Source organism: Mesorhizobium sp. URHB0026 (genome assembly GCF_054059755.1).
The window spans coordinates 492,175-513,019 of record NZ_JBSSCN010000002.1; the positions used below are offsets into that span (position 1 = coordinate 492,175).

Genomic DNA, 20,845 nt, shown 5'->3' on the forward strand with positions numbered 1-20,845 from the left:
TTGTGCGCCCGATTCAGGATCGCTGCTTGATACGGAACTGGCCGGGAGTCAGGCCCGTGTGCTTCCGGAAGATTCGATTGAAGTTGCCCTGCGATCCGAAGCCCGACTCCAGCGCGATCTCGACGAGCGACAGTCGTCCCTCCCCGAGTTTGGCCTTCGCTTCGCGTACGCGACGTTCCGTGACGTATCGGTGGGGCGAAATGCCGGTGGCTTTCTGGAAGAGCCGAGCGAAATGAAACGGGCTGAGGCACGCTTCGGCGGCGAGTTCATCCAAGCCGATCTCCTCCGCCCACCGGTGGTCGATCAGATCGAGCACCCGATTTAGCTTGTCATAGGAAAGGGCCTGCGAAGGCGACGCACGACGCTGCGCGATGTTCGAATACTTGGAGACGAGATGCGCCGCGAGCATGGCGCTCGCGCCCTCGACGAAGAGCTTGTCGCTGACCTCGGGCCGTCGCGAGACAACGCCGAGCAGCGATGACGCGATCTCTCTCAGCAACGGGTCCGACATTCCCTTGTAGCGGACGACTTCGGTTTTCGCCGGATCGGCGTCATAGTCGTGCAACGCGCTTTGTCCGGTCACGGACGGCGCGAGAAAAATGTGCACGTTTTCGACCCGGGCGCCGATCTCGACTTCGGCCTCCTCGAATCCCAGAGGCATAATGCTGGCGAAGCCAGGCTGAACGGCCACGGCGCTCCGTGCCGCGCCGTCCCCCTTCCGGGGACCAGGTAGCGGCCCGCAAGCGTGACCGAAATAGCGGTACAGGTGCAACTGACGGCCGGAAGAACACTGGCGTTCAAGGTTCGGTGTTCGATCAGCATGTTGGGTGTTTCGAGCGAATGATGAAGTTCGTTAGTTCGTTACCACCTGCATAGCGATGATTGTGAACGAGAAAGGTGATACCGTGCGCACCTGTCGGTTCCGGTCTGATGACGATTAACGATGCACTGTCGAGCATCCCTTCGGGACAATCAAGCGGATGCCATCCGCGCTATTGCACGAAGTCTGGGGCGATCCCCATCAACGATCAGTCGCGAGAGCTCGCGCAATGGCGGTGCCCAAGCGTATCGAGCAACCCGAGCCGACAAGCAGGCTTGGCAGCGCGCGCTTCGCCCGAAGCAATGTCGCCTGGCATGCTCTGGACGGCTAAAGTGGCGGGTGGCGCAAAAGCTGGCACTGCAATGGTCGCCGGAGCAGATTGCGGGTTGGCTGAAGCGAGCGTACCCAGGCGATCCAAGCATGCGGATATCTCATGAAGCGATCTATCGCAGCCTGTTCATCCAGTCGCGAGGGGTGCTCAAGAAGGAGCTGACAGCCCATCTGCGCACCAAACGACAGATGCGCCTCGGCAAAGGTGCACAGAGCAACCGAACGGGGCAAGGTCAAATCCTCGATATGGTCTCCATCCGCGAGCGTCCCGCCGAGGCAGAGGATCGTGCCATCCCAGGTCATTGGGAGGGTGATCTGCTCACCGGAGCAAACGACACGAACATCGTCACCCTGGTCGAGCGACACAGCCGGTTCACGATGCTTGTGAAGTTGGCCAGAAGGGACTCAGCGACTGTCGTGGCGGCCCTCGCCGAGAAAATCGGCACATTGCCCCAAGAGCTGCGGCGCTCATTGACCTGGGACCAAGGCAAGGAGATGGCTCGTCATAAGAGCTTCACCGTCGCAACCGATCTCCAGGTCTACTTCTGCGACCCGCGCAGTCCCTGGCAACGAGGCAGCAACGAAAATACCAACGGCCTGCTCAGGCAGTACTTCCCCAGAACAACCAACTTCTCGCAGGTCCCGCAGGCCCAACTCGACAGCGTCGCCCTGCGGCTCAATCAGCGTCCCCGAAAAACCCTGGACTTCGAAACACCCGCCGATAGGCTACACAAGGTGTTGCAGTGACCGGTTGAACCCACCGGCGCATTACCGCCGGGCAGCAGGTGGGCCGGGAGCGGACTGTCCCGTGTCAGGCCGAAACTCCCTGGAGCAGTCATCGCAAACAAGCTCAGAATTAGGTGGGTATGATCGTTGCTGTCGCAAGATCATCTGAACGCCGAAGACCACGGCCATGTGGGGTTGAACATAGCCACCTGCATTGTCCCCTCACCAAACCAGCACAGGCGTGGCTTGGCTAGGGTCAGATGCGATACCGGAGCGCCTCGACGACTACCGCCATCGCAGGCGAGAGCTGCCGCCTGCTCGGGTAATAAAGGTGATAGCCCGCAAACGGCGGACTCCAGTCGTCAAGAACGACCCTAAGCCGTCCCTTGGCAATGTGCTGGCTCACCAGATTTTCCGGAACATAGGCGATCCCGCAGCCGCGCATCGCGGCCTCGATCATCGGAATGCTCGAATTGAAGGTGAGTTGGCCTTCCACCCGCACACGAAGCTCGCGGCCATCCTTGGCGAATTCCCAGGCATACAGTCCGCCGAAAGTCGCCTGTCGCATGTTTATGCAATTATGATGGACAAGGTCCTGTGGTGCGGTTGGCACCGGACGTCGCGCGAAGTACTCCGGCGAGGCTACGGCCACCAGCCTCCAATCCGGACCGATCCTCACCGCGATCATATCCCTGTCGATGCTCTCGCCGAGCCGCACGCCTGCGTCGAAGCGCTCCTCCACAATGTTTCTCATTCCGTTGTCGCCGTAGAGCTCGACGCGCACGTCGGGATAGTCCCTGATCACGGGTTGCAGCTTCGGCCAGACGGTCGTCTGGAGCGCATGATCGGACAGCGTGATACGGACCGTTCCGGAGGGTTTGTCGCGAAAGGCCACCAGGCTTGCGAGGTCGGCTTCGATTTCCTCGAAGCGGGGAACAAGAGATTGGAAAAGTCGCTCGCCGGCCTCGGTCGGAGCGACGCTCCGCGTCGTACGCGTCAGCAGGCGGACGCCAAGACGAGCTTCAAGCTCCTTTATTGTCGAACTCAGGGTCGACTGCGAGGTTCCGAGCTTGGCCGCCGCCTTGGTGAAGCTGCGCTCCCGCGCGACCGCCACGAACCAGAGCAGATCCTTCATGCCATCGCGCTGCATAGGGCACCTCCCGACTGACATTTATATCACATCCAGATAAGTCCATGCGAATTACTCAGTCTAATAGAATGGGTCCCTCTGCAATATCTTTCGGCATGGCGATGGGGATGGGCGACTGATCCGCCCCAGTCGCCTTGCGAGGATGCCAATTATGGAAACGACCTACGACACAAGGCTTGTCGAAGACCGCGCTGCGTGGGGTGCGGTGCTGTCAATGACGCTGTGCGTTTTCGTGCTTATCGCGTCGGAATTCATGCCGGTCAGCCTGCTCAGTCCGATCGCGGCCGATCTCGCCACCACCGCAGGCCGCGCCGGACAAGCGATTTCGATTTCGGGTGCTTTTGCCGTGGTGAGCAGCCTCCTGGTCGCCAGCCTCACCCGCCGAATTGACCGTCGGATGGTCGTCGCCGGCTTTACGGTTCTCCTCATTGTCTCCGGTATAGTCGTCACCTTTGCGCCGAATTACGCGTTCCTCATGGTTGGCCGGGCGCTGCTCGGCGTCGCGATCGGCGGCTTCTGGTCGATGTCGACCGCGATCGTCATGCGCCTTGTGCCGGAACACATGGTTCCAAAGGGCCTCGCCATGCTGAACGCTGGCAATGCCATTGCCGCCACGATTGCCGCACCGCTGGGCAGCTTTCTTGGCGCCTTTATCGGCTGGCGTGGCGCTTTCTTTCTCGTCGTGCCGCTCGGTCTGCTGGCGCTGGTCTGGCAGTGGATCAGCCTTCCAGCACTGCCCCCGCGCCAAAGGAAGCGTCCAGGCAATCCGCTGGCCCTGCTTGGCCGCCTTCCGGTCGCCATCGGCATGGCATCAATCATGATGCTATTCATGGGCCAGTTCGCTCTCTTTACCTATTTGCGCCCTTTCCTCGAGAACGTCACCCGGCTCGATATCGCCGCGCTTTCGGCGATCCTGCTGGCCATGGGGTTGGCGGGGGTGCTCGGCACCTGGTGCATCGGCCGGCTCTTGCGCACGCGCCTGTTCAGCATCCTCATCGTCATACCGCTGGTCATGGCCGCGCTGGCGATAGCGCTCATCGCCGTCGGCGCGTCGGCGACCCCCACAGCGCTGCTGCTCGTAGCCTGGGGTTTCTTCGGCACAGCCGCGCCCGTCGGTTGGGGCACGTGGCTCAGCCGCATGTTGCCGGACGACGCGGAAGCCGGCGGTGGGCTGCAGGTCGCCGTGATCCAGCTCGCTATCACCGGCGGCGCCGCGATAGGCGGCACGCTCTTCGATGCGGTCGGCTGGTGGGGTGCATTCGCGTTCGGCGCGGTGCTGCTCGTCGGATCGGCCCTCGCCGCTGTTGCCGCATCGCATATTGCCCGGAGGTTGTTGCCATGACCACCGAATGCGCAACGCTCAGCCGCAGGACATTGCTCGGCGCCGCGCTCGCGGTGGCGGTTGCGCCGCGCGCTGCCGCCAGCCAAGAGGGCAACGACCCAGCCAGCCAGGAGCCCACCGACATGAAGATCAGAATGATGTTCAACGGCCGGACCATGACCGCCGCGCTCTACAACAATCCGTCAGCCCGCGACTTCTTCTCCATGCTGCCGCTCGACGTCAAGATCGAGGACCACGCGCATAACGAGAAGATCGCCTATCTGCCGCGCAAGCTGACTGAGGAGGGAAGCGGTCCATTCGCAAACGAGCAGCCCTACGACCTCTGCTACTTCATGCCTTGGGGCAACCTGGCCATGTTCTACGCCAACTATCGCCATCCCGGACTGATCAGGCTCGGCCGCTTCAACGGCAGCGAACAGGCCCTGCACATACGCGGCGAATTCCCGCTCCGGATCGAACGCATTTGAGAACGCAAAAGGAGATCACCATGGACATTCTTCGCGCTGGGACCAGACCTTCCGGCAAGGGTCCGACAGACTGGTTCACAGGCACGGTGCGGATCGACCCGCTCTTTAACCCCTTCGACGCCGCGCGGGTGCAGGGCGCGCAAGTGACGTTCGAGCCCGGCGCCCGCACCGCCTGGCACACGCATCCGCTCGGACAGACGTTGATCGTCGTATCCGGCCTCGGCCGCGTCCAGCGTGAAGGAGGACCGGTCGAGGAAATCCGTCCCGGCGACGTTGTCTGGTTCGGCCCGGGCGAAAAGCACTGGCACGGCGCGTCGGCGGAAACCGCCATGGCTCATATCGCGCTTCAGGAGGTTAAGGACGGCAAGGTCGTCGACTGGAGGGAGCATGTGACGGACGCACAATACGGCGCCTGAGACCAAACCATCAACTTTGGAGAACAGCCATGATCAAGGACAAGGTCGTAATCATCACCGGAGCTTCATCGGGCATCGGTGAGGCAACCGCGAAGCTGCTCGCGAGCAAAGGCGCCAAGGTCGTCCTTGGCGCGCGGCGCGCTGACAAGCTGAAGCGAATCGTCGACGAGATCGCGAACGACGGCGGTCAGGCGGCCTACAAGGAACTGGACGTGACGAAGCAGCCCGACAACGACGCTATCGTCGAGCTGGCCAGGAAGACGTTCGGCCGCGTCGATGTCATGTTCCTAAATGCCGGCCTCATGCCGATCTCGCCACTATCTGCACTGAAGACCGACGACTGGCACCAGATGGTCGACGTGAACGTCAAGGGTGTCCTGAACGGCGTCGCCGCGGTGCTGCCGGAGTTCCTCGCACTCAAATCCGGACACATCATCGCGACCTCTTCGGTCGCCGGGCTCAAGGCCTATCCAAATGGCGCGGTCTATGGAGGCACGAAATGGTTCGTGCGCGACTTCATGGAAGTCCTGCGCATGGAATCGGCCATGGAAGGGACGAACATCCGCACCGCCACCATCTATCCGGCCGCGATCAACACGGAGCTGCTTGAAACAATCAGCGACGAAGGCACGGCCGCCGCGATGCAGAATACCTATGACAGATACGGAATCTCGCCCGACCGGATTGCTGACGTGGTTGCGTTCGCTATCGACGCACCGGAAGACACCACGATCAACGAGTTCACGGTCGGGCCTGCCAACCAACCATGGTGATCCAAACCGAAGCCGCGCATACAACGTGATCAGATTGCTTCTGACGAATGACACACCTGCCGACATCATCGCCAACACCATCGCGTTCGGTCGCGGTTAGCCTGCTGCCACCCATGGCGGCGGTGTTGGCCGGGTTTGTTGTCATCGGTGCGCGCATCAACTCACTCGCGAAACTGTCCATTCAATAAGCCTTAGCTAAAATAGTTCCGGAACTTCTACCGTGGCGCCGGGTTCGATGCCCCATGAAGAACGATCCTGACGGCAGAGCCGCCCTGCAAATGACCATGGAGACGATCGAGGACCATTGCCCGCCGGGCGTGCTCATCAGCGAGGAAGCAGTAAACTGCATCTATGGCCCAACCGCTTTATGGCGAGGCAGAAGCGATTTCCGCCGCAATTGTTGCAACGGTAGAGAGATTGCAATTGCGATCGACCGTGAAGCCGCCGGCACCGAACATCAAGGCATAGCCCCATAAACCCAAAAAGCCCGCTGGCCGGAGCCAGCGGGCCTCGTCCTTAACAACGCGATCCGCTAGCCAGGCGGCGTCAATATGATAACCGACGGCGGGATCGCGGCCGCTACAGCGGACAAACGTTCGCGCTTGGTCAGGACAGGCTTCTCGTAAGTTTTCGTCGCGAAGCTCACGTCTTGCCCAGGCCGGATACGATGACCACCTGGGCTGCGATGCTGCCCAGGCGCTCGCGCTTCTTCAGTTCTGGCTTTTCGTATGGCTTTTTCATAGTGGTGCTCCCCGCTTTTCCTAGGTTGGGGAGAGAAAGTGCCTTGCGTCTGTGCTGTCTGTCAACCGCCAGCGATCACCAGCTCGGCAGCCAGCCAATGCCGCTGCCGACGAACAGCAGCACCACAATTGCAAAGAGAACGATCCGCATGCGACCCCCGTCTCATTGCGGGGAACTGTAGCATATCGGCGGCGAGCGACGTCGTTCGTTCGAATGCTTCGCTAGGGCTCCAAAAGGCCCATATTCAGGCAGCCGGCGAGCCTAGAGGCCCACCCCCCACTAGTATGGCCGGTTAGGCTCGGCGTCCTCCGACAACTCTCCTTCTTGGATGCCGGGCCGGCAATGAGGATGGAACAAGCGCTTGATGACTTGCAATCGGCTTGGGGATGGCGTGCCTAGGGGGATAAGCTCTACAGAAGCGCCGAGCATTCGACCGCGCATCAAGGCTAGATCGTCGCGAACGAGCCATTCCGAGTAGGCCCGCAGCCGCCTGAGGCGGGCAGACTTTGGCGTGCTGCTCGGCTCGCTCGGTTTCCAGCGTTGCTAAGGCTGAGCACCACGCATTAGCACCCAGAGCATGCCAGGCGACACTGCTTCGGGCGCAGCGCTCGTTCCCAAGCATACTTGTCGGCCCGGGCTGCACGATACGCTTGTGCACCGCCATTGCGCGAGATCTCGCGACATATTGTCGATGGGGATCGCCCGAGACTTCTGCAATAGCGCGGATCGCAAGACCCGCCGCGATCCCGCGAGAGATCTCTTCGCGCTCCGCCAGCCCGAGCGCCAAGGCCGCTCTGCGCCTAGCTGACGGAGCAATGCCGCCGTGTAAGGATACGATCCGCTGAACCCCGGTCTTGTTCCGGCGGTCAAGTGCCCGCGAGATCGACGAAATGCTCTGACCTCGCTTCCATCGCTCCCAAAGCTCGACCTTCTGCGCTGACGTAAACCAGATCCGTGACGTCACCATGCAACACCTCTTCATCCTCTCAGATTAAAGCGTGTTGCGATGACCGGTTGAACCCACCCGCTGCTGGTGCCGTCGTTCTTGTCATGCAACGATTGCATGTCGGCGACCTAGCCGGCGTCCTTCTGGAGACTGGCGGCTGGGAGCATTTGAACCTGTCAGCGATTGCCGAGCAGGACGAGCGCGTTCAGACAGGTGTAAATCGCGGGTACGATCGCCTGCACCCCGCCCGGCTCGGACACGTCGAACTGGAAAGACTGAAGCGAGATTTGGGATCGCTCACCTTCTCCGCGCAATACCAACAGTCCCCTGCCCCGCCAGACGGCAACATGGTCAAGAGGGTGTGGTTTCGCGACTACGATCCGCATCAGTTCGACCGTCGTTCTATGACCATCGTTCAAAGCTGGGACACCGCCCTCAAGGGCGACCCCTCCAGCGATTACTCCGTCGGAACGACATGGGCCAAGGACGATAACAACTATTACCTACTCGATCTCGTCCGCGTCCGGGCAGCTTACCCAGACCTCATCAAGGCGGTAAAAAACTCCCTTCTGGAGCACTCCCCCGACATCATCCCCATTGAGGATGCGGGTTCCGGCTCAAGCCTCATCGCCGACTTGGAAAGTCAGGACATCAGTACCACGCCGGTAAAAGCCAGAACCGACAAGGAAAGCCGGCTGTCACGTGTTGCCGCAATGATCGAAAACGGCAACGTCAATCTTCCGAAAGTCGCGCATTGGAGAGATGACTTCCTGCTTGAGGTGCTCGCGTTCCCGCACGGAAAGCACGACGACCAGGTCGACTCCATGACCCAAGCGCTGATCTGGATGAAGGACGACAAGCCGACGGGGGAGGTTCTATTTCGGCAAATTTTGAAGTCCTGCTCCAAAGTCTGGGCGCCGCCAAAATGTCAGCTTGCGCCCACATTCCGGCCATTCCGAGCGACCTGTTATTTTCCAAAAGCTGTCGGTCCGCTGTACGACGGCTCTCAGGCGCTGTGCGAGTGCCGTAGCCTAGCAGCTTCAAGTTTCCACGGTCCAGTGCGAATGGACAACCTTTCGAAATCGTGGCTAGGCAGCGGCTCTGCGTGTCCACATTCGCTTGAAGACCTTGTCCTTCAGCACGTAGTGATGGAACAGCGCAGCGAGGGCATGGCCAAGCGACAGTATCACGATCGCCCAGCCAACGTAGTTGTGCATTTCTTCGAGAGTATGCGCCAGATCTCGGTTCTGCGGCATAAGTGCAGGGATGCTGAACAAGCCGAAGAACGTGAATTCCTCGCCCTGGGCCCAGCGGAGGAGGAAGCCAAGAACGCTTTCGGCAGCAAGCAGAACATAGAGGATCATGTACATCAGCCTGGATAGCCTGCCCGGGAGGCCCGGCTCGGGGACTAATTGGCGTCCCCCGGTCAATCGCCAGATAATCCTTGCAAGGATCAGTGCGGCAAAAATAATCCCGAGCGACACGTGAGTCTCTTCAAACAACGGGCGCCAGGCGCGATTGTGCGGTGTGATGTAATTCCAGACAAGTGACGTACCGAACAACAGCACAACCATAAGCGCTGTCAGCCAGTGGAACCAAAAGGTGGGTCGGTCATAGTACTCCAGCTCGATGTTCGCGCCTCGACCGTATGGCTGATGTCAGCCGTCGCTGGATTCATATCCTTACTCACGGCTTTAGCAGCGCCTGCCCCATTTTCAGATGCTTCTCCAGCGTCGGCAGCGTTTTAATCGCCAGCTTGGCGACCTTGCTGCGGCCGGTCTTCGCCTCTTCCTTAAAATCAGCGATGTCCTTGCGGTGGTCGGACACCATGTAGGTGGCAAATTCTTGATCAAAAGCAGGGCCGGATAGAGTGTTGAGCTTCGTCTGTTCAGCCATCGCCTCATCGGTCATGTCGCTGGTGTCCCAAACCCCTAGCTTCTTGCCGGCCGAAAGCACCTGACGCTTCGCCTTGGCGTGGTCTGCGGCCAGGGTCTGACCAAAGGTCTTGGTCCCCTTGCTATCGCCCTTTTGCGCTGCCAGGTTCCCCAGGGCGACTTCGGAATTGTCGCCCTTTATGGCGTCGGTCAAAAAATTCTTGTCGCTTTTTGCGGAGGCGGGGCCGGTGGCGAACAGGGCTGCGGCGAACAGTGCGGCGGTGACGGTGAGCTTGGGAGACATTAGAAACCTTTCCTGGGCAAGAGTCCCAATCAAACGGGCGGTGGTGCACCTTGTTGCAACTCGCGCGCAAGTTCACCTGCGGGGAGGCGGCCGGCCTGGCGCTCCCGGCGGTGTGGCGCGTGTCTAACTCGGGCGCGGTTCGAATGTTCCACCGTCAAGGAAATGCCATCCAAAGCGTGGGCACCGAAACTTTCTCACTCAATCCGCTCCAGCAAAGCCACCACAACACATCTAGTGAGGCAGCGCGTAGGCGATTATCGAATCGCCTGCCTTGGTGCCGGTCGAGCCGTGGCCGCCGGCTACCACGACAAGATACTGTCGACCGTCAGCAGCCTGGTAGGTGGAGGGTGTTGCCTGCCCGCCCGCCGGCAGCCGCTGGCGCCAAATCTCGCTTCCTGTGCGGAGATCGTAGCCACGAACGTAGTTATCCATCGTTCCGCTCAGGAGCGCGACGCCGCCCCCGGCGATGATCGATGTTCTTGAGTTGGGTTTGGCCGAGATCGCTGACCAAGAGGTCGAGCCTCGACCTGACCTCCCGATAGGCATCCTCCGAAAGGCAGATGGTGACGGGGGCAGCAACGCCCTCCAGGCGCGCCGCAATGTTGACGCCGTCGCCCATGAGGTCGCCGTCGCTCTCCTCAACGACGTCGCCGATGTGGATGCCGATGCGGAACTCGATACGACGATCAAGAGGTTCGCCGAGATCTGTCGGCGCGGCCGGGCTGGCGGCGGCAGGTTGGACCGGGGCGCAAACCAGCGATGGAACTGACACCACAAGCCTACTCTTGGATTTCATCCCGCCTGGATGACGCGCTCCTAAAGCGCGGCAGTTTGGAAATCTCCGCGCCCGAGTTCGATGGGCCGCATCCGTAGATTACAGGTAGGGCGGTTGCACGCCCTAGGGGCAGCTCGTCGGCTCCGGAGCCTAGTGCCGCCCCTCTGGGTACCCCACCGGCATGTCGCGCAAATCATGCCCGTTCAGATGTAGGAGGTCGAGCGCCACTAGGTATAGGTCGCGCGAAGGCTGGCGGCTGGTTACGGCTGATTGCAGGGCGTGAAAGTCGGACAAACCCGCCTCATTGATGGTAATCTCCTCGCCGTCGATAATGAAGTTCTCCGCCTCGATCGCAGCAGCTTCGCCTTCAAGTTGGATGTACCGGCCCGTCCAGTCGTAGCCGTTCTTGGTCATCAGCCGGATGCCGTCGTCATCCTTGATGAGCTGGGTGCGATATCCGTCGAATTTAATCTCATGATGAAACGCCTCACACTGCGATAGAATTAGAATTAGCTAAAATAGTTCCAAAACCGAATCGCCGTGAGGTTGAAACAAATCAGCCGAGACGGCGTTGCGCTCGATCTGCACCCTCACGGGAGAAAGCCGATGCCGGTCTATCAGGTTGAAAAGCTATACGACGATAACGTGCTTTCTTCCCAAGTTGTGGAAGGAGAGAATGCGACGAAATCGGCTGAACTAGTCGCCGGCCGGCCGGTCTTGCCTAGAGCCCTACAGCCGTACTGGTACCGCGTCGTAGACGAACGTGAGGCGACAAAACATGAGTTTAGTGTTTCCGGGTCCGATGAAGTCCGAGACTTTGCGAAATGACGAAGCTGTCAGATCTCAGGCCTCCAATTATCGGAAATGGAGTGCCGATCCAAGAACAGGAGGATCGCCTTGAAGCTTGAAAACGAGGTCCGACACAAATCCGAAGACGTTGACGACGACGTGCTGGCCGATGTGGTGACGGCTCTTCAACGGCGCGTCACGGTTAGCCACGAATTCGATATCCCCTACATTGCCGGCTACAGCGTGGATGCGAAGACGATCTATATAGACCGTCACCTGCCGCGAACTATTGCACGGGAGGGTGTGGACATCAGACTTGCGCCATTTCTGGTCACGCACGAGGTTGTCGAGAAAGCTCTTCTCGACGAGCTTAGGTTGCATTACCTCCACGCCCACCAGATCGCGCTTCGGGCCGAGCGAGATGCTGTGAGGGGCGCCGGCCTCACGTGGAGAGACTACCAAGCAGTGATGAAGGCTCACGAGAAACAAATCGACGAAGAAACGCTCAAACGTGTGCCTGGCGATTTGGATCTGACGCCGTATAGGGACCTTGGCGACTTTCCCGTTTTGGAGCGCCTGATCAAAGCCCTATAGGAAGCCCGCCACTTCGGTAGCGATATACGATGCCCGGCGGTGCCCCGGCCAATTGTCCACTCCCTGCGCGGCGGTCCCCGCTACAGAAGTGAGCGCTTATTAACCGCCGTTGTCTATGCCGCCGCCGCCCGCCAAAGACGCCCGTGCTATCTGTTTGCGAACCTCATCGCAACGACGCCATCAGCCTGCTGTCGAGCAGCGAACGACGCCGGCGCATGTAGCAGGGCATCCTCTGCCGAGGATCGATTGTGGGTTGCCTCTATCCCGTGATTATGCCGCGCGATCGGTAGAGACGAGGGAGAGTCAGAGCTGGCCTGTTGATGGCTTACGAATTTGTAAACAACGCGACTGGAACGCACAGGTCATCACGTCGTTGTGAGGTTGCGAGTAAATCCAGCAGGGAGTAAATTGATGAAACTATTATTGGCAGCTGCGATCGCAGCAGCGACGACATTTATATCAACGGCCCCTATCTATGCCCAAAGCTTAATTATTCAGTCTGACGACGGCGGAGGTTACGCTGACCAATACTCCTCGGACAATGGCGACCAGTACCGTCGCCACCATCGACATCACTACCAAGACAGCAATAACGACGGCCAATACGACGGTCAGTACAATGACAGCCAGTATAACAACGGACACTATTATAGGCGGCATCACCACCATCATGGTTGCCGAATATTTGTAACTACGCACTGGCGCCATCATCACCGGGTAGTCGAGCGCGCGAGAGTGTGCAGCTAAAACGCCTCAGACAACACTGCCGATGAAATAAGTTCAGCGGCAGTTACGCAGGTATATTGTTCTCTAAATCAGGGAAGGAACCTACAATGAATATCAGGAATCTCTGGATAAGTGCCATGGCGCTTTCAATCATCACTGGTACCGCGCTCGCCGGCACCGCGACCGGAACGTCGGCCCTCGACGACCCCGCGAAGATGTCACCATTCTTCACCGATGCCGGCATGAAAACTTTGAAGACGGAAAAGGATTTCAAGACCTCATGGACGGCTATGAAACCCAATGAACAGGCAGCGGTGTTGAAAGACTGCGGGGATACCAAGATCAACAAGTCGCATGCGGATTTTTGCGCGATGGCGAAGAAGATGGGCGGCTGAAAATAACGCTACGTGAAGGGGAACGAAAGCACATGGCGTCGTTCCCCCTAGCCCGCCGGTGGCCGCCACCCCTTTAGCGGCGTTCCGTAAATTAGGCCCTTCCTTAAGGACGGGCCCTTTTGCACTCCGATCAGCGCCTACTCTGCCGGCCCGTTGTCGGTGAAGGGCGAGGCGCTCGGTACACACTGCACAGACCAGCCCGAAGGCGTCGGCTGCTTCTGATACTCGGCTATAGCAGCGGTGCATTGTTCGCGCTTGTCGAAGGTGCTCGGCAACACGACCATCCCTCCCTGCGGGCCGGCGATTACAAGATACCAGACCAATACTGCGGTGCTAGCCATGGGAGTTCCTCGTTGTACCACTCGAATCCGAATCGCGCGAAGACAATAGACGTCGCTTGGGTGGCGGAAGAAAGGCCGACGCGGCCTTGGGAGAGAAAGGCGCAACGCCGGCCGGCCGGAACAGGTCTGCCGCAACCCAGCGATATGCTCAGGTATCTGTAGTGCTCTCTTTGGGGCGGTATGCGCAAACGAGCAAAGTCGGCACCAATGAGGCCGGATAATCCAGCCGAACTAACTCTTCACCGACGGTCCATTGCACTGGGAAGTCGGCGGCCACTTCAGCTCCCACAATGTGGGCATCTTCGATGCTGGTATCAGAAATCTGACCGTCAATGCGTAGCGTAATATGCGCTGCTTCCCAGCCGCAGGTGACTGCCCGAAGATTGCAGGGAACGGCATCGAGAAGAGCGCGCGGAACGGACAGCAGCAACGCCGTGCGAATATCACTCACGAGGTGTGGTCACTACGAGGCCTTGGCTTTCCGCTTAGCAGGAGCCTTCTTGGCGGGTGCTATGGGCGCAGCTTTGCGGCCAAGGCCGATCGACTTTGCCAGCGCCGACCGGGTAGCGGCGTAATTTGGTGCAACCATTGGATAGTCGCGGGCCAAGCCCCATTTTGCGCGGTACTCATCCGGCGTCATGCCGCGCAGACCAAGATGGCGTTTCATCGACCTGAATTTGCGACCATCCTCAAGGCTCACGATGTAGTCCGGGAACACCGACTTCTTCGGGTTGACTGCGGGCGTTTGCGGCTCAACGGCAGGCGTGATTGGCCCACCAAGTCCGGACAATGAAGCATGAATCGATGCGATGACGTCGGGCAAGCTCCCCACGGGCAGCGGATTGTTGCTTACATAGGCAGAGACAATATCTGCCGTTAGCTCGATGAGTTCGGCGGCGCCCGTTTCAGTTGCGTCAGTCATAGATTGTCCGTCCTAATGATCTCTGGGTTACCTAGTACTTGAGCGGCTTCATTGGCGCAACGCGCTGAATGAGCGTCAGCCACGCCCGTCTGTCGGGCTTGTCGTCATCAAGCTCATGCACAGGCAGGTAGGCGTTTGTCTCCAGCCAATCACTCAGGACAATCTGAATGAGATCCGGCTTGCTGATCTTCATCCCGGCGGCGATGGAGTCCAGCGCATCTTCTACCGGCGGCTCTAACGCCACCCCGGCGATATTGCGAAGCATCAAAGCAGCCCGCCGAAGGATGAGGTCGCCGCCCTGCAACGGTGCCACTGCAGGTCATCCCTTCTGTCATCGTGAGCCCGTTGTTCATCCTATCGAGGACAGCCAGCCGGCTAGAGGTTCGAACGTCGCCGCCACGTCTCAGGTGGCCACCGCTCCCGCGATTACGTCATGTTCGTGCATGAGGCGCAAAGCAGACAGTCGCAAAAACCGGGCGCGTCGTGGGGATCGGCCGCCGCAGACATGCTCAATGTGACCTGAAGAAATGTCCGAATTCGCAGTCTTCACAGGCACCCTGCCAGGCCGGCACGTGTCCTTTTTGAAAATCATAGTCGCCTTTTCGACAAACAGATATATCCCTTCTGTTACCTTGAATAACCTGAGAATGGAGATCGGACATGAAACTCGCTGTTGTCGCCGCAACGATGCTTTTCTGCTGCGGTTCGGCCTTTGCGGCTGATGTGAAGGTCATCGATCCTGACGCCAAGTTCCCGGAGGGGCCTTTCGTTGAGAACGGGGTGCTCTTCTATGCTCAATATGGCGCGGGAGAAATCGACAAATGGGATGGCAGTCAGCGAACTGTCGTCTGGCAGAAGGATGGTTCGGGCGCCAATGCGGTCCAGCGATTTGGCGACGGCTTTATAATCGCGGGCTACGACAATGGCACCATTGTGCTGACCGACGCCGCAGGCAAGACCAAGACGGTGCTCGATCTGGACGACGAGGGCCAGAAGCTACTTGGACCAAACGACATCGCGCTTGATGGCAAAGGCGGCGCCTACGTCTCCCTGTCTGGTCCTTGGGAAAGCGGCCCGATCGTGGGAAAGATCGTCCATGTCGCGGCCGATGGCAAGATCCGTGTCCTTGCTAAGGACATACACTACGCCAATGGGTTGGTCGCCTCCAAGGACGGCCAAACCCTCTACGTGAACGAGTCCGAGGCGGGCCGCGTTATCCAGTTCAAGATCGCCGCCGATGGATCTCTTTCGGATCGGCAGCTCTACCTGCGTCTTTACGAGTTAGGGGAACCCGCAGCGGCATATCCGGATGGCATTAAGCTAGGACCGGATGGCAATTTGTACATTGGCGAGTATAGTGCCGGTCGAATTCTGGTGGTCGATCCGGCAACAAAGAAGCTGCTCAAAACCATAGATGTCCCCTCAGCCGCCGCTCCCAACCTAGCATTCAGTGCCGATGGCAAAACAATCTTTGTCACTGCCGTAGACGACAAATCTGCAGCGCCTTATGCGGGCAAGGTCTACGCCGTCACGAATTTTTGAGCACGGCGGCCATTGGGCCGCGCCGATCACCGCGCAAGCCATACATTCGGCGTGCAGAAATCAGATGGTGGCAATTGCGTCAAACAGTTTGTCCGACGCGCTGCACGAGAGCCTAATTGATCGGTATGAGCGCTGGACCGGGATGATTGTCATGGCCATCCTGGAAAAACCGCCCCGGTACGTCGCTTCACATTGAAAGCTGGCAACCGCCGCTTGGTGTGGTACCGACTGCCGTGTTGCCGCGCCCGTTGCACAAATAGTCGATGAAGATACGGCCTCGCCGCTGGACCAGACGACAGGAGGTAGCGGGCTGGTTCAGCATCGACGAGGCAGGTCGGTTTCAGCATTCCCTCTGCAGGCCCTAGAACCAGCCCCGCCATTTGAACCACGCTAACGGAACAATTGCGCTGAGAGCAATCATCCCCAATCCATAGGGATAGCCGAAAGCCCAGTTGTATTCGGGCATGTTCTTGAAATTCATGCCGTAGATGCTCGCCATCAGGGTCGGAGGAATGCCGACGATCGAGACGATAGTGAGGATTTTGAAGATGTCGTTTTGCGCGATGCCGATCAATCCCACCATGGCGTCGAGCAGGAACTGCACCTTGTCGGAGAGATGCACCTCGTAATTGTCGAGCGATGCGATGTCGAGCTTGAGGCCGTCCATACGTGACGCGACGTCACCCCAGCCTGCGGTCATCCCGCACGCAAAATCGATGGCGCGTCCAAGGGCAAGCAACCCATCCCGCTTTTCCGAGAGAGCGTCACCCAACCTGCCTACATGGCGGAGCTGAGCGCGAATCACATTGTTTGAGCGGATCGCCTTGCGGCCCCGGCTATCGGGAACATGGAAGGCCGTTGCAGAGAGGGTGCGAAGGTCCGTCGCCGCCTGTTCAAGACCGTCGGCGAGACGATCTACAAGCTCATCACAGAGGTCGAGGAACACCTCAAGACTTGAAGTCGGCGGCTTGTCGGAATCGGTAAAGCGCCCGGCAACTGCGTCGAAGGCCGGCAGTGCAGCGAAACGAACGGTGATCAAGCGCTCGCGCGACAGCACAAAACCGATCGGGGTGACCAACGGAGGGTCGCCTTCAACATGCGTGACAATGGGAACGCTCATGGAGAGCACCCCGTCGCGGGCCTTTAGGCGGCTTGAACTTTCGATCTCGTTAAGATCATCGCGGCTTGGAAGGGCAAAGCCGGCCAGTGTCTCGACTTCCCTAACCTCGGCCGCATTGGGGTCAATGAGATCCAGCCAGAGGGCACTTGTGGCCGCTCTCGGGGATTTGCGCTGCGGATAGATGTTCAACATTTGGCAAGTGCCTGAACAGTCGGCTTGCGTGGGCGGTCTTGGGGCCAATGCCGCCTCTGCATTGTCGGGCCGGAATCGCCTTCCCTAGTGACGCTCTGGTTCCGGCTCGCGGCAAAACGACCACGTCCCTCGCGCTAGAACGATCGCCGCGAGGCCAATCACTTTGGCCGGAAGTCGCGAGTAGGGCTTTGTGCTTCGGTCTGCATAGATGATCAATTGTTGAACCAGCGATCCCGGCCAGGCCCGCTGGCGTAGAGGGTGATGCCCAATAGCAAACCTAATGCGGTGCCTAGGACGAACGCGGTCGACACCGTACCCGGATTGTCTTGGGCGGCACCGGAAACAGATTGAACGCCGGTCCGAAGCACCCGAGCTGTACGGCCCGTCCGATCTGCAACGCTGTCATACCAACCCGTGGCTTCGTCGGCGACATCTTCTACGCGCTCTGCCAGCGTCCGATTGATCTTGTTGATCTCTCGCTTCAGCTGAGCGACCTGCTTCTCCAAGGGTTCCTGAGCTTCGCGCTGTGTGGGCCTCGGTGCGGCGGTTTGATTTTGGTCATCGGCCATCTTCGGACTCCGAGTTTAGTAGGAATGCTCAACGGCTAGCGCCTGTCAAAGGTTCCTGCTCGGGGGACAGCCTGACGGCGTGAGGTAGTGGCTACCCGAACAAACGTACAGGTCCTGCGTTGTTGGTCGTCCCCTCCGGCACCGGCCGTTCGTTTGCATCGTCGATCAGGTCGCATCGCTGGGATCGACCGCCCTAGCAGAACCTCTCGGCGGCAGATTCGTCTGCGGACTTTGAGAAACCGAGCTTCTCGCTGCAACGAACTCCAGTCGCGGCGGCAAATAGCGTCCCGACACTCAGACTATCTGCTCCCGCAACCGCTCAAACTGGTCCCGATCAATCACTTCGTCATCCAGCAGCTTTTTGAGCCGTTCAAGACGCGTAAGGGTGTCATTGGGTGCTGGCGGGCTGTTGATTGGCGGCGGCAGCGCAGGCAGCGCCGGCGGGCTGCCGACGAGGCGTACGGGTACGATGTCGTTAGCCGCAAGGTTGAGGCCCGATTCGCCTCCGTTGTTGATTGCCACTGAGAACTGACCCGGCAACCCAGGATATTTCCACCGAGAATTGACCCATGTTTGACCCTCACCCTGCGTTTTTTCAGCGGGGATTACGGAGTGATCGACATGGCATTATTGAGCGTGATCCGACGCTGGCATTTTCGAGAGCATTTATCGATCCGGCATGTCCGCTTTTTGGGGAGTGGACGGGGCCACAGGAACGACGGCCACTGGGCGCGAAGCGGTCACTTGAGGGTATTCCCTCGCCTTACGTAACTCTGCCGACCTTACCGGTCGTAACATCGGAGTTGACATCGACCATTTGTGACAACAGGCTATCGAAACCTAAAGCCTGATGTGACAAGCCCGGCAGCTATGGACGACTGCCTTTTTGACGGCGATAGGGCGGGATTCCGTACCCTGTGAATACACAAATCACGCCGGAAGACTCGGATCGTTCAGCTCATCGGTCCGCATCTGCATTCGAAGAGAAAGGCTCAGCCTCGCCACTTGGTTGCCCTTCTCGTCCCGGACCTGAATGAAGAATTGCTGGCCATCGAAATCCTTCAGGTATTCTCTCGCTAAGTCGATCAGGCCTTCTATGGCCTCACGACGTGCCTGCTCAAGCCCATCGCATTCGATGCCTACCTCATCTTTGATGACGTCATCGCTGTCGCCGGTGTCAAAGAAATATCGCGCCATCCAGCCGCCTCTCACAGCGTTCTCGCGTTCCTTTGGTGCAGGTAGGTCGTGTCAAAATCTCCTGCCCGAACCAGCCGGGCCCAGTCAACAGCGTGGAATCGCGAGCCCTCGGTGACAATCAGCCCGTCGCGTCGAAGTTCCTGGAGCGTTCGGTTCACGTGCACGGTCGATAGGCCCAACGCGTCGGCAAGTTCCGCCTGCGTGATCGGAAGCTCCGCCACATGGTCCTTGATGAGCCCCATGGAACGAAGGCGGACGATGAGTTCGCACAGAATGTGCGCCATGCGGGCATACGCGTCGCGCCTTCCAACGTTGGTGACCCACTCTCGATATATCGCTGCGTCGATCACCGTCGAGCGCCAAAATACCGTCGCTATGGAAGGATGTTGGCCGCAGATGGCGCGCAAGGCATCGTGCCGCATGAGGCCCACGCTGACGCGCGTGAGCGGCGAGAAGGTGCAATCCATGACAGAGAGGTGCATTCCGTGGAGATCAGGAATGTCTCCCGGAACAAAGAACGACGTGATCTGCCGTTTACCCTCGCCAGTCAGTTTCGTGGATCCAACCAGACCCTCCAGGATCACAAATGAATAAGTTGGTCGCTCTCCCTCGCTCACAATGTCCTGATTGGGCTGATAGTCCCGTTTCTGGAACTGGATGCTCTCTAAGACGGCGATATCCGACTGGGTGAGGTCAGAGATGTTCTGGAGCTTGCGGATTAAAACGTTAGGGGAAGGGACATGTGCCAAATTTGGTGACCGGATTGAGTTAGATGCCGAACTCGGACGAGGAGCTAATGTTCCCGGCCTCAGTCCGCGCGCTCCGAGGTCCGAGAGAGGTGCGAACCCAAGGGCTGCGGTTTGCTACCTGCCGGGCACACGCCGAATATATCAATGGCGCTGGAGCTGATGTGAGCTGGCACCATCCAGCTTGACATCGACTATTTGTGACAAGGTAGCCTCGGGCCTAAACTTTGAGGTGACAAGCTGTGGCTCGCATTGGATACGCTCGCGTCAGCACGATCGATCAAGATCTCGAAACCCAGCTCGCAAAACTGAAATCCGAGGGATGCGAGGTTATCCGCTCGGAAAAGGTGTCAGGCGGCAGCCGTGAAGGGCGCACGGAGAGTGCGGCCAAAGCCCCACGGCTGGTTCCGCAGCCCCCTTCAGCCTCAGCGGCGTGCTATCAGCAGGCAGAGCTGGCGCAGGTCACTGTCATAGGTCCCCTCATTGCTGAGGACGTCGGCGCACCGCTTCTTCATGCGCATTACCTGCGAGCTCGACATCTGAGCCAATGCACCCGGTATGTTGGTGCTCGAGAGGGTGCTCGGGTTCGACGGATTGCTGGGATTTGTTCCGTTTCCAATGCCCACGCCCACCCAGACACCGCTTGTGCCGCCGACATTGACGCCAAGCCCCGCGTTGATGCCGCCCGTTCCACCAACATTGGCCTCAAGCCCGGCGTTGACGCCGCCCGCCCCCCCGATGTTAGCCCCGGCTCCTGCATTAACGCCGTTGCTGCCGCCGACCGAAGCGCCGAGGCCGGCGCTGACGCCCGTCGAACCGCCCACATTGGCTCCAGCACCCGCGTTCACGCCACTCGCACGCCAATCGAGGCACCAGCCCCAGCGCCGATGCCGCCCGATCCGCCGACGGATGCTCCGATTCCGGCATTGACGCCTCTGCTCCCGCCAACTGAGGCACCTGCACCAACTCCAATGCCACCAGCAGCCGTTGCCGGAAGCGACAATGCGATAATGACTGCGCTGCTAGCCAGAGTATTGGCGAAGGTTTT

22 protein-coding genes and 7 pseudogenes are annotated in these 20,845 nt (G+C 59.3%); 11 read left to right on the forward strand and 18 right to left on the reverse strand.

The genetic code is table 11. The annotated features are described in order from the left end of the window. Nucleotides 1-13: 13 nt before the first annotated feature. Nucleotides 14-691, reverse strand: coding sequence for an AraC family transcriptional regulator (locus ACVWWD_RS30925; protein ID WP_352732644.1), 678 nt, complete (start codon nt 689-691; stop codon nt 14-16). 291 nt (nt 692-982) lie between these two features. Between ACVWWD_RS30925 and ACVWWD_RS30930 the strand changes: the two are divergent. Beyond that, a pseudogene (locus tag ACVWWD_RS30930) lies at nt 983-1,905 on the forward strand (IS30 family transposase); the annotation flags it as partial. A 227-nt stretch (nt 1,906-2,132) separates the two neighbouring features. On the opposite strand, the gene ACVWWD_RS30935 reads toward ACVWWD_RS30930, so the two are convergent. After that, entirely contained in the window at nt 2,133-3,026 is an 894-nt protein-coding gene (locus ACVWWD_RS30935; RefSeq protein WP_352551166.1) for a LysR family transcriptional regulator, read from the reverse strand. 151 nt (nt 3,027-3,177) lie between these two features. Between ACVWWD_RS30935 and ACVWWD_RS30940 the strand changes: the two genes are divergently transcribed. From ACVWWD_RS30940 to ACVWWD_RS30960, 5 genes are all read left to right on the forward strand, one after another. Further along, complete coding sequence (locus ACVWWD_RS30940; RefSeq protein ID WP_352551168.1) at nt 3,178-4,368, forward strand: MFS transporter; 1,191 nt, start codon at nt 3,178-3,180, stop codon at nt 4,366-4,368. Continuing rightward, complete coding sequence (locus tag ACVWWD_RS30945) at nt 4,365-4,835, forward strand: cyclophilin-like fold protein (protein ID WP_352551170.1); 471 nt, start codon at nt 4,365-4,367, stop codon at nt 4,833-4,835. Before ACVWWD_RS30940 ends, ACVWWD_RS30945 begins: the two co-directional genes overlap by 4 nt. A 20-nt stretch (nt 4,836-4,855) precedes the next feature. Beyond that, nucleotides 4,856-5,251: a (R)-mandelonitrile lyase gene (locus ACVWWD_RS30950; protein ID WP_352551172.1), complete on the forward strand. Its 396-nt coding sequence runs from the start codon at nt 4,856-4,858 to the stop codon at nt 5,249-5,251. Between the two features lie 29 nt (nt 5,252-5,280). Continuing rightward, nucleotides 5,281-6,024 carry an SDR family oxidoreductase gene (locus ACVWWD_RS30955; protein ID WP_457103710.1) on the forward strand — a complete coding sequence of 248 codons (744 nt, stop codon included), beginning with the start codon at nt 5,281-5,283 and terminating at the stop codon, nt 6,022-6,024. 242 nt (nt 6,025-6,266) lie between these two features. Continuing rightward, the gene (locus tag ACVWWD_RS30960) at nt 6,267-6,500 is read left to right on the forward strand and encodes a hypothetical protein (RefSeq protein ID WP_352551176.1); all 234 of its coding nucleotides are present in this window, start codon (nt 6,267-6,269) and stop codon (nt 6,498-6,500) included. Between the two features lie 834 nt (nt 6,501-7,334). On the opposite strand, the pseudogene ACVWWD_RS30965 reads toward ACVWWD_RS30960, so the two are convergent. Continuing rightward, nucleotides 7,335-7,732: pseudogene (locus tag ACVWWD_RS30965) on the reverse strand (helix-turn-helix domain-containing protein); the annotation flags it as partial. A gap of 383 nt (nt 7,733-8,115) precedes the next feature. Between ACVWWD_RS30965 and terL the strand changes: the two are divergent. Continuing rightward, a pseudogene (gene terL / locus ACVWWD_RS30970) lies at nt 8,116-8,538 on the forward strand (phage terminase large subunit); the annotation flags it as partial. A 261-nt stretch (nt 8,539-8,799) separates the two neighbouring features. Here the strand turns inward: terL and ACVWWD_RS30975 are convergent. The 5 genes and pseudogenes from ACVWWD_RS30975 to ACVWWD_RS30995 all read right to left on the reverse strand — a co-directional run bounded on the left by ACVWWD_RS30975 (nt 8,800) and on the right by ACVWWD_RS30995 (nt 11,174). After that, complete coding sequence (locus ACVWWD_RS30975) at nt 8,800-9,285, reverse strand: cytochrome b (RefSeq protein WP_457103711.1); 486 nt, start codon at nt 9,283-9,285, stop codon at nt 8,800-8,802. Between the two features lie 112 nt (nt 9,286-9,397). Next, nucleotides 9,398-9,889, reverse strand: coding sequence for a DUF4142 domain-containing protein (locus ACVWWD_RS30980; RefSeq protein ID WP_352551180.1), 492 nt, complete (start codon nt 9,887-9,889; stop codon nt 9,398-9,400). Nucleotides 9,890-10,120: 231 nt separating this feature from the next. Beyond that, a pseudogene (locus ACVWWD_RS30985) lies at nt 10,121-10,360 on the reverse strand (membrane-bound PQQ-dependent dehydrogenase, glucose/quinate/shikimate family); the annotation flags it as partial. Nucleotide 10,361: 1 nt separating this feature from the next. Further along, nucleotides 10,362-10,589 (reverse strand): annotated as a pseudogene (locus tag ACVWWD_RS30990) (adenylate/guanylate cyclase domain-containing protein); the annotation flags it as partial. A gap of 225 nt (nt 10,590-10,814) precedes the next feature. Then, complete coding sequence (locus ACVWWD_RS30995) at nt 10,815-11,174, reverse strand: ATP-dependent DNA ligase (RefSeq protein ID WP_352551248.1); 360 nt, start codon at nt 11,172-11,174, stop codon at nt 10,815-10,817. 387 nt (nt 11,175-11,561) lie between these two features. Between ACVWWD_RS30995 and ACVWWD_RS31000 the strand changes: the two genes are divergently transcribed. After that, the gene (locus ACVWWD_RS31000; RefSeq protein ID WP_352551183.1) at nt 11,562-12,047 is read left to right on the forward strand and encodes a hypothetical protein; all 486 of its coding nucleotides are present in this window, start codon (nt 11,562-11,564) and stop codon (nt 12,045-12,047) included. 833 nt (nt 12,048-12,880) lie between these two features. Further along, nucleotides 12,881-13,168 carry a hypothetical protein gene (locus tag ACVWWD_RS31005; protein ID WP_352551185.1) on the forward strand — a complete coding sequence of 96 codons (288 nt, stop codon included), beginning with the start codon at nt 12,881-12,883 and terminating at the stop codon, nt 13,166-13,168. 137 nt (nt 13,169-13,305) lie between these two features. Here the strand turns inward: ACVWWD_RS31005 and ACVWWD_RS31010 are convergent, their stop codons facing one another. From ACVWWD_RS31010 to ACVWWD_RS31025, 4 genes are all read right to left on the reverse strand, one after another. Continuing rightward, nucleotides 13,306-13,509, reverse strand: coding sequence for a hypothetical protein (locus ACVWWD_RS31010; RefSeq protein ID WP_352551187.1), 204 nt, complete (start codon nt 13,507-13,509; stop codon nt 13,306-13,308). Nucleotides 13,510-13,657: 148 nt separating this feature from the next. Further along, the gene (locus tag ACVWWD_RS31015) at nt 13,658-13,960 is read right to left on the reverse strand and encodes a hypothetical protein (RefSeq protein ID WP_352551189.1); all 303 of its coding nucleotides are present in this window, start codon (nt 13,958-13,960) and stop codon (nt 13,658-13,660) included. A 12-nt stretch (nt 13,961-13,972) separates the two neighbouring features. Next, nucleotides 13,973-14,431, reverse strand: coding sequence for a MucR family transcriptional regulator (locus tag ACVWWD_RS31020; RefSeq protein WP_352551191.1), 459 nt, complete (start codon nt 14,429-14,431; stop codon nt 13,973-13,975). Between the two features lie 31 nt (nt 14,432-14,462). Then, nucleotides 14,463-14,744 (reverse strand): hypothetical protein, encoded by a 282-nt coding sequence (locus tag ACVWWD_RS31025; protein WP_352551193.1) that lies wholly within the window; start codon nt 14,742-14,744, stop codon nt 14,463-14,465. Between the two features lie 347 nt (nt 14,745-15,091). On the opposite strand from ACVWWD_RS31025, the gene ACVWWD_RS31030 reads away from it, so the two are divergent. After that, the gene (locus tag ACVWWD_RS31030; RefSeq protein ID WP_352551195.1) at nt 15,092-15,973 is read left to right on the forward strand and encodes an SMP-30/gluconolactonase/LRE family protein; all 882 of its coding nucleotides are present in this window, start codon (nt 15,092-15,094) and stop codon (nt 15,971-15,973) included. A gap of 361 nt (nt 15,974-16,334) precedes the next feature. Here the strand turns inward: ACVWWD_RS31030 and ACVWWD_RS31035 are convergent, their stop codons facing one another. From ACVWWD_RS31035 to ACVWWD_RS31055, 5 genes are all read right to left on the reverse strand, one after another. Further along, a complete protein-coding gene (locus ACVWWD_RS31035) occupies nt 16,335-17,285 on the reverse strand; it encodes a magnesium transporter CorA family protein (RefSeq protein WP_352551197.1) in 951 nt (316 codons plus the stop codon). Between the two features lie 212 nt (nt 17,286-17,497). After that, a complete protein-coding gene (locus ACVWWD_RS31040) occupies nt 17,498-17,854 on the reverse strand; it encodes a hypothetical protein (protein WP_352551199.1) in 357 nt (118 codons plus the stop codon). Between the two features lie 294 nt (nt 17,855-18,148). Next, a complete protein-coding gene (locus tag ACVWWD_RS31045) occupies nt 18,149-18,376 on the reverse strand; it encodes an SHOCT domain-containing protein (protein WP_352551201.1) in 228 nt (75 codons plus the stop codon). 408 nt (nt 18,377-18,784) lie between these two features. Continuing rightward, the gene (locus tag ACVWWD_RS31050) at nt 18,785-19,051 is read right to left on the reverse strand and encodes a DUF6894 family protein (RefSeq protein ID WP_352551206.1); all 267 of its coding nucleotides are present in this window, start codon (nt 19,049-19,051) and stop codon (nt 18,785-18,787) included. Between the two features lie 11 nt (nt 19,052-19,062). After that, a complete protein-coding gene (locus tag ACVWWD_RS31055; RefSeq protein WP_352551208.1) occupies nt 19,063-19,800 on the reverse strand; it encodes a Crp/Fnr family transcriptional regulator in 738 nt (245 codons plus the stop codon). 239 nt (nt 19,801-20,039) lie between these two features. On the opposite strand from ACVWWD_RS31055, the pseudogene ACVWWD_RS31060 reads away from it, so the two are divergent. Then, nucleotides 20,040-20,183, forward strand: a pseudogene (locus ACVWWD_RS31060) (recombinase family protein); the annotation flags it as partial. Nucleotides 20,184-20,222: 39 nt separating this feature from the next. Here the strand turns inward: ACVWWD_RS31060 and ACVWWD_RS31065 are convergent. Next, nucleotides 20,223-20,845, reverse strand: a pseudogene (locus ACVWWD_RS31065) (hypothetical protein); the annotation flags it as partial.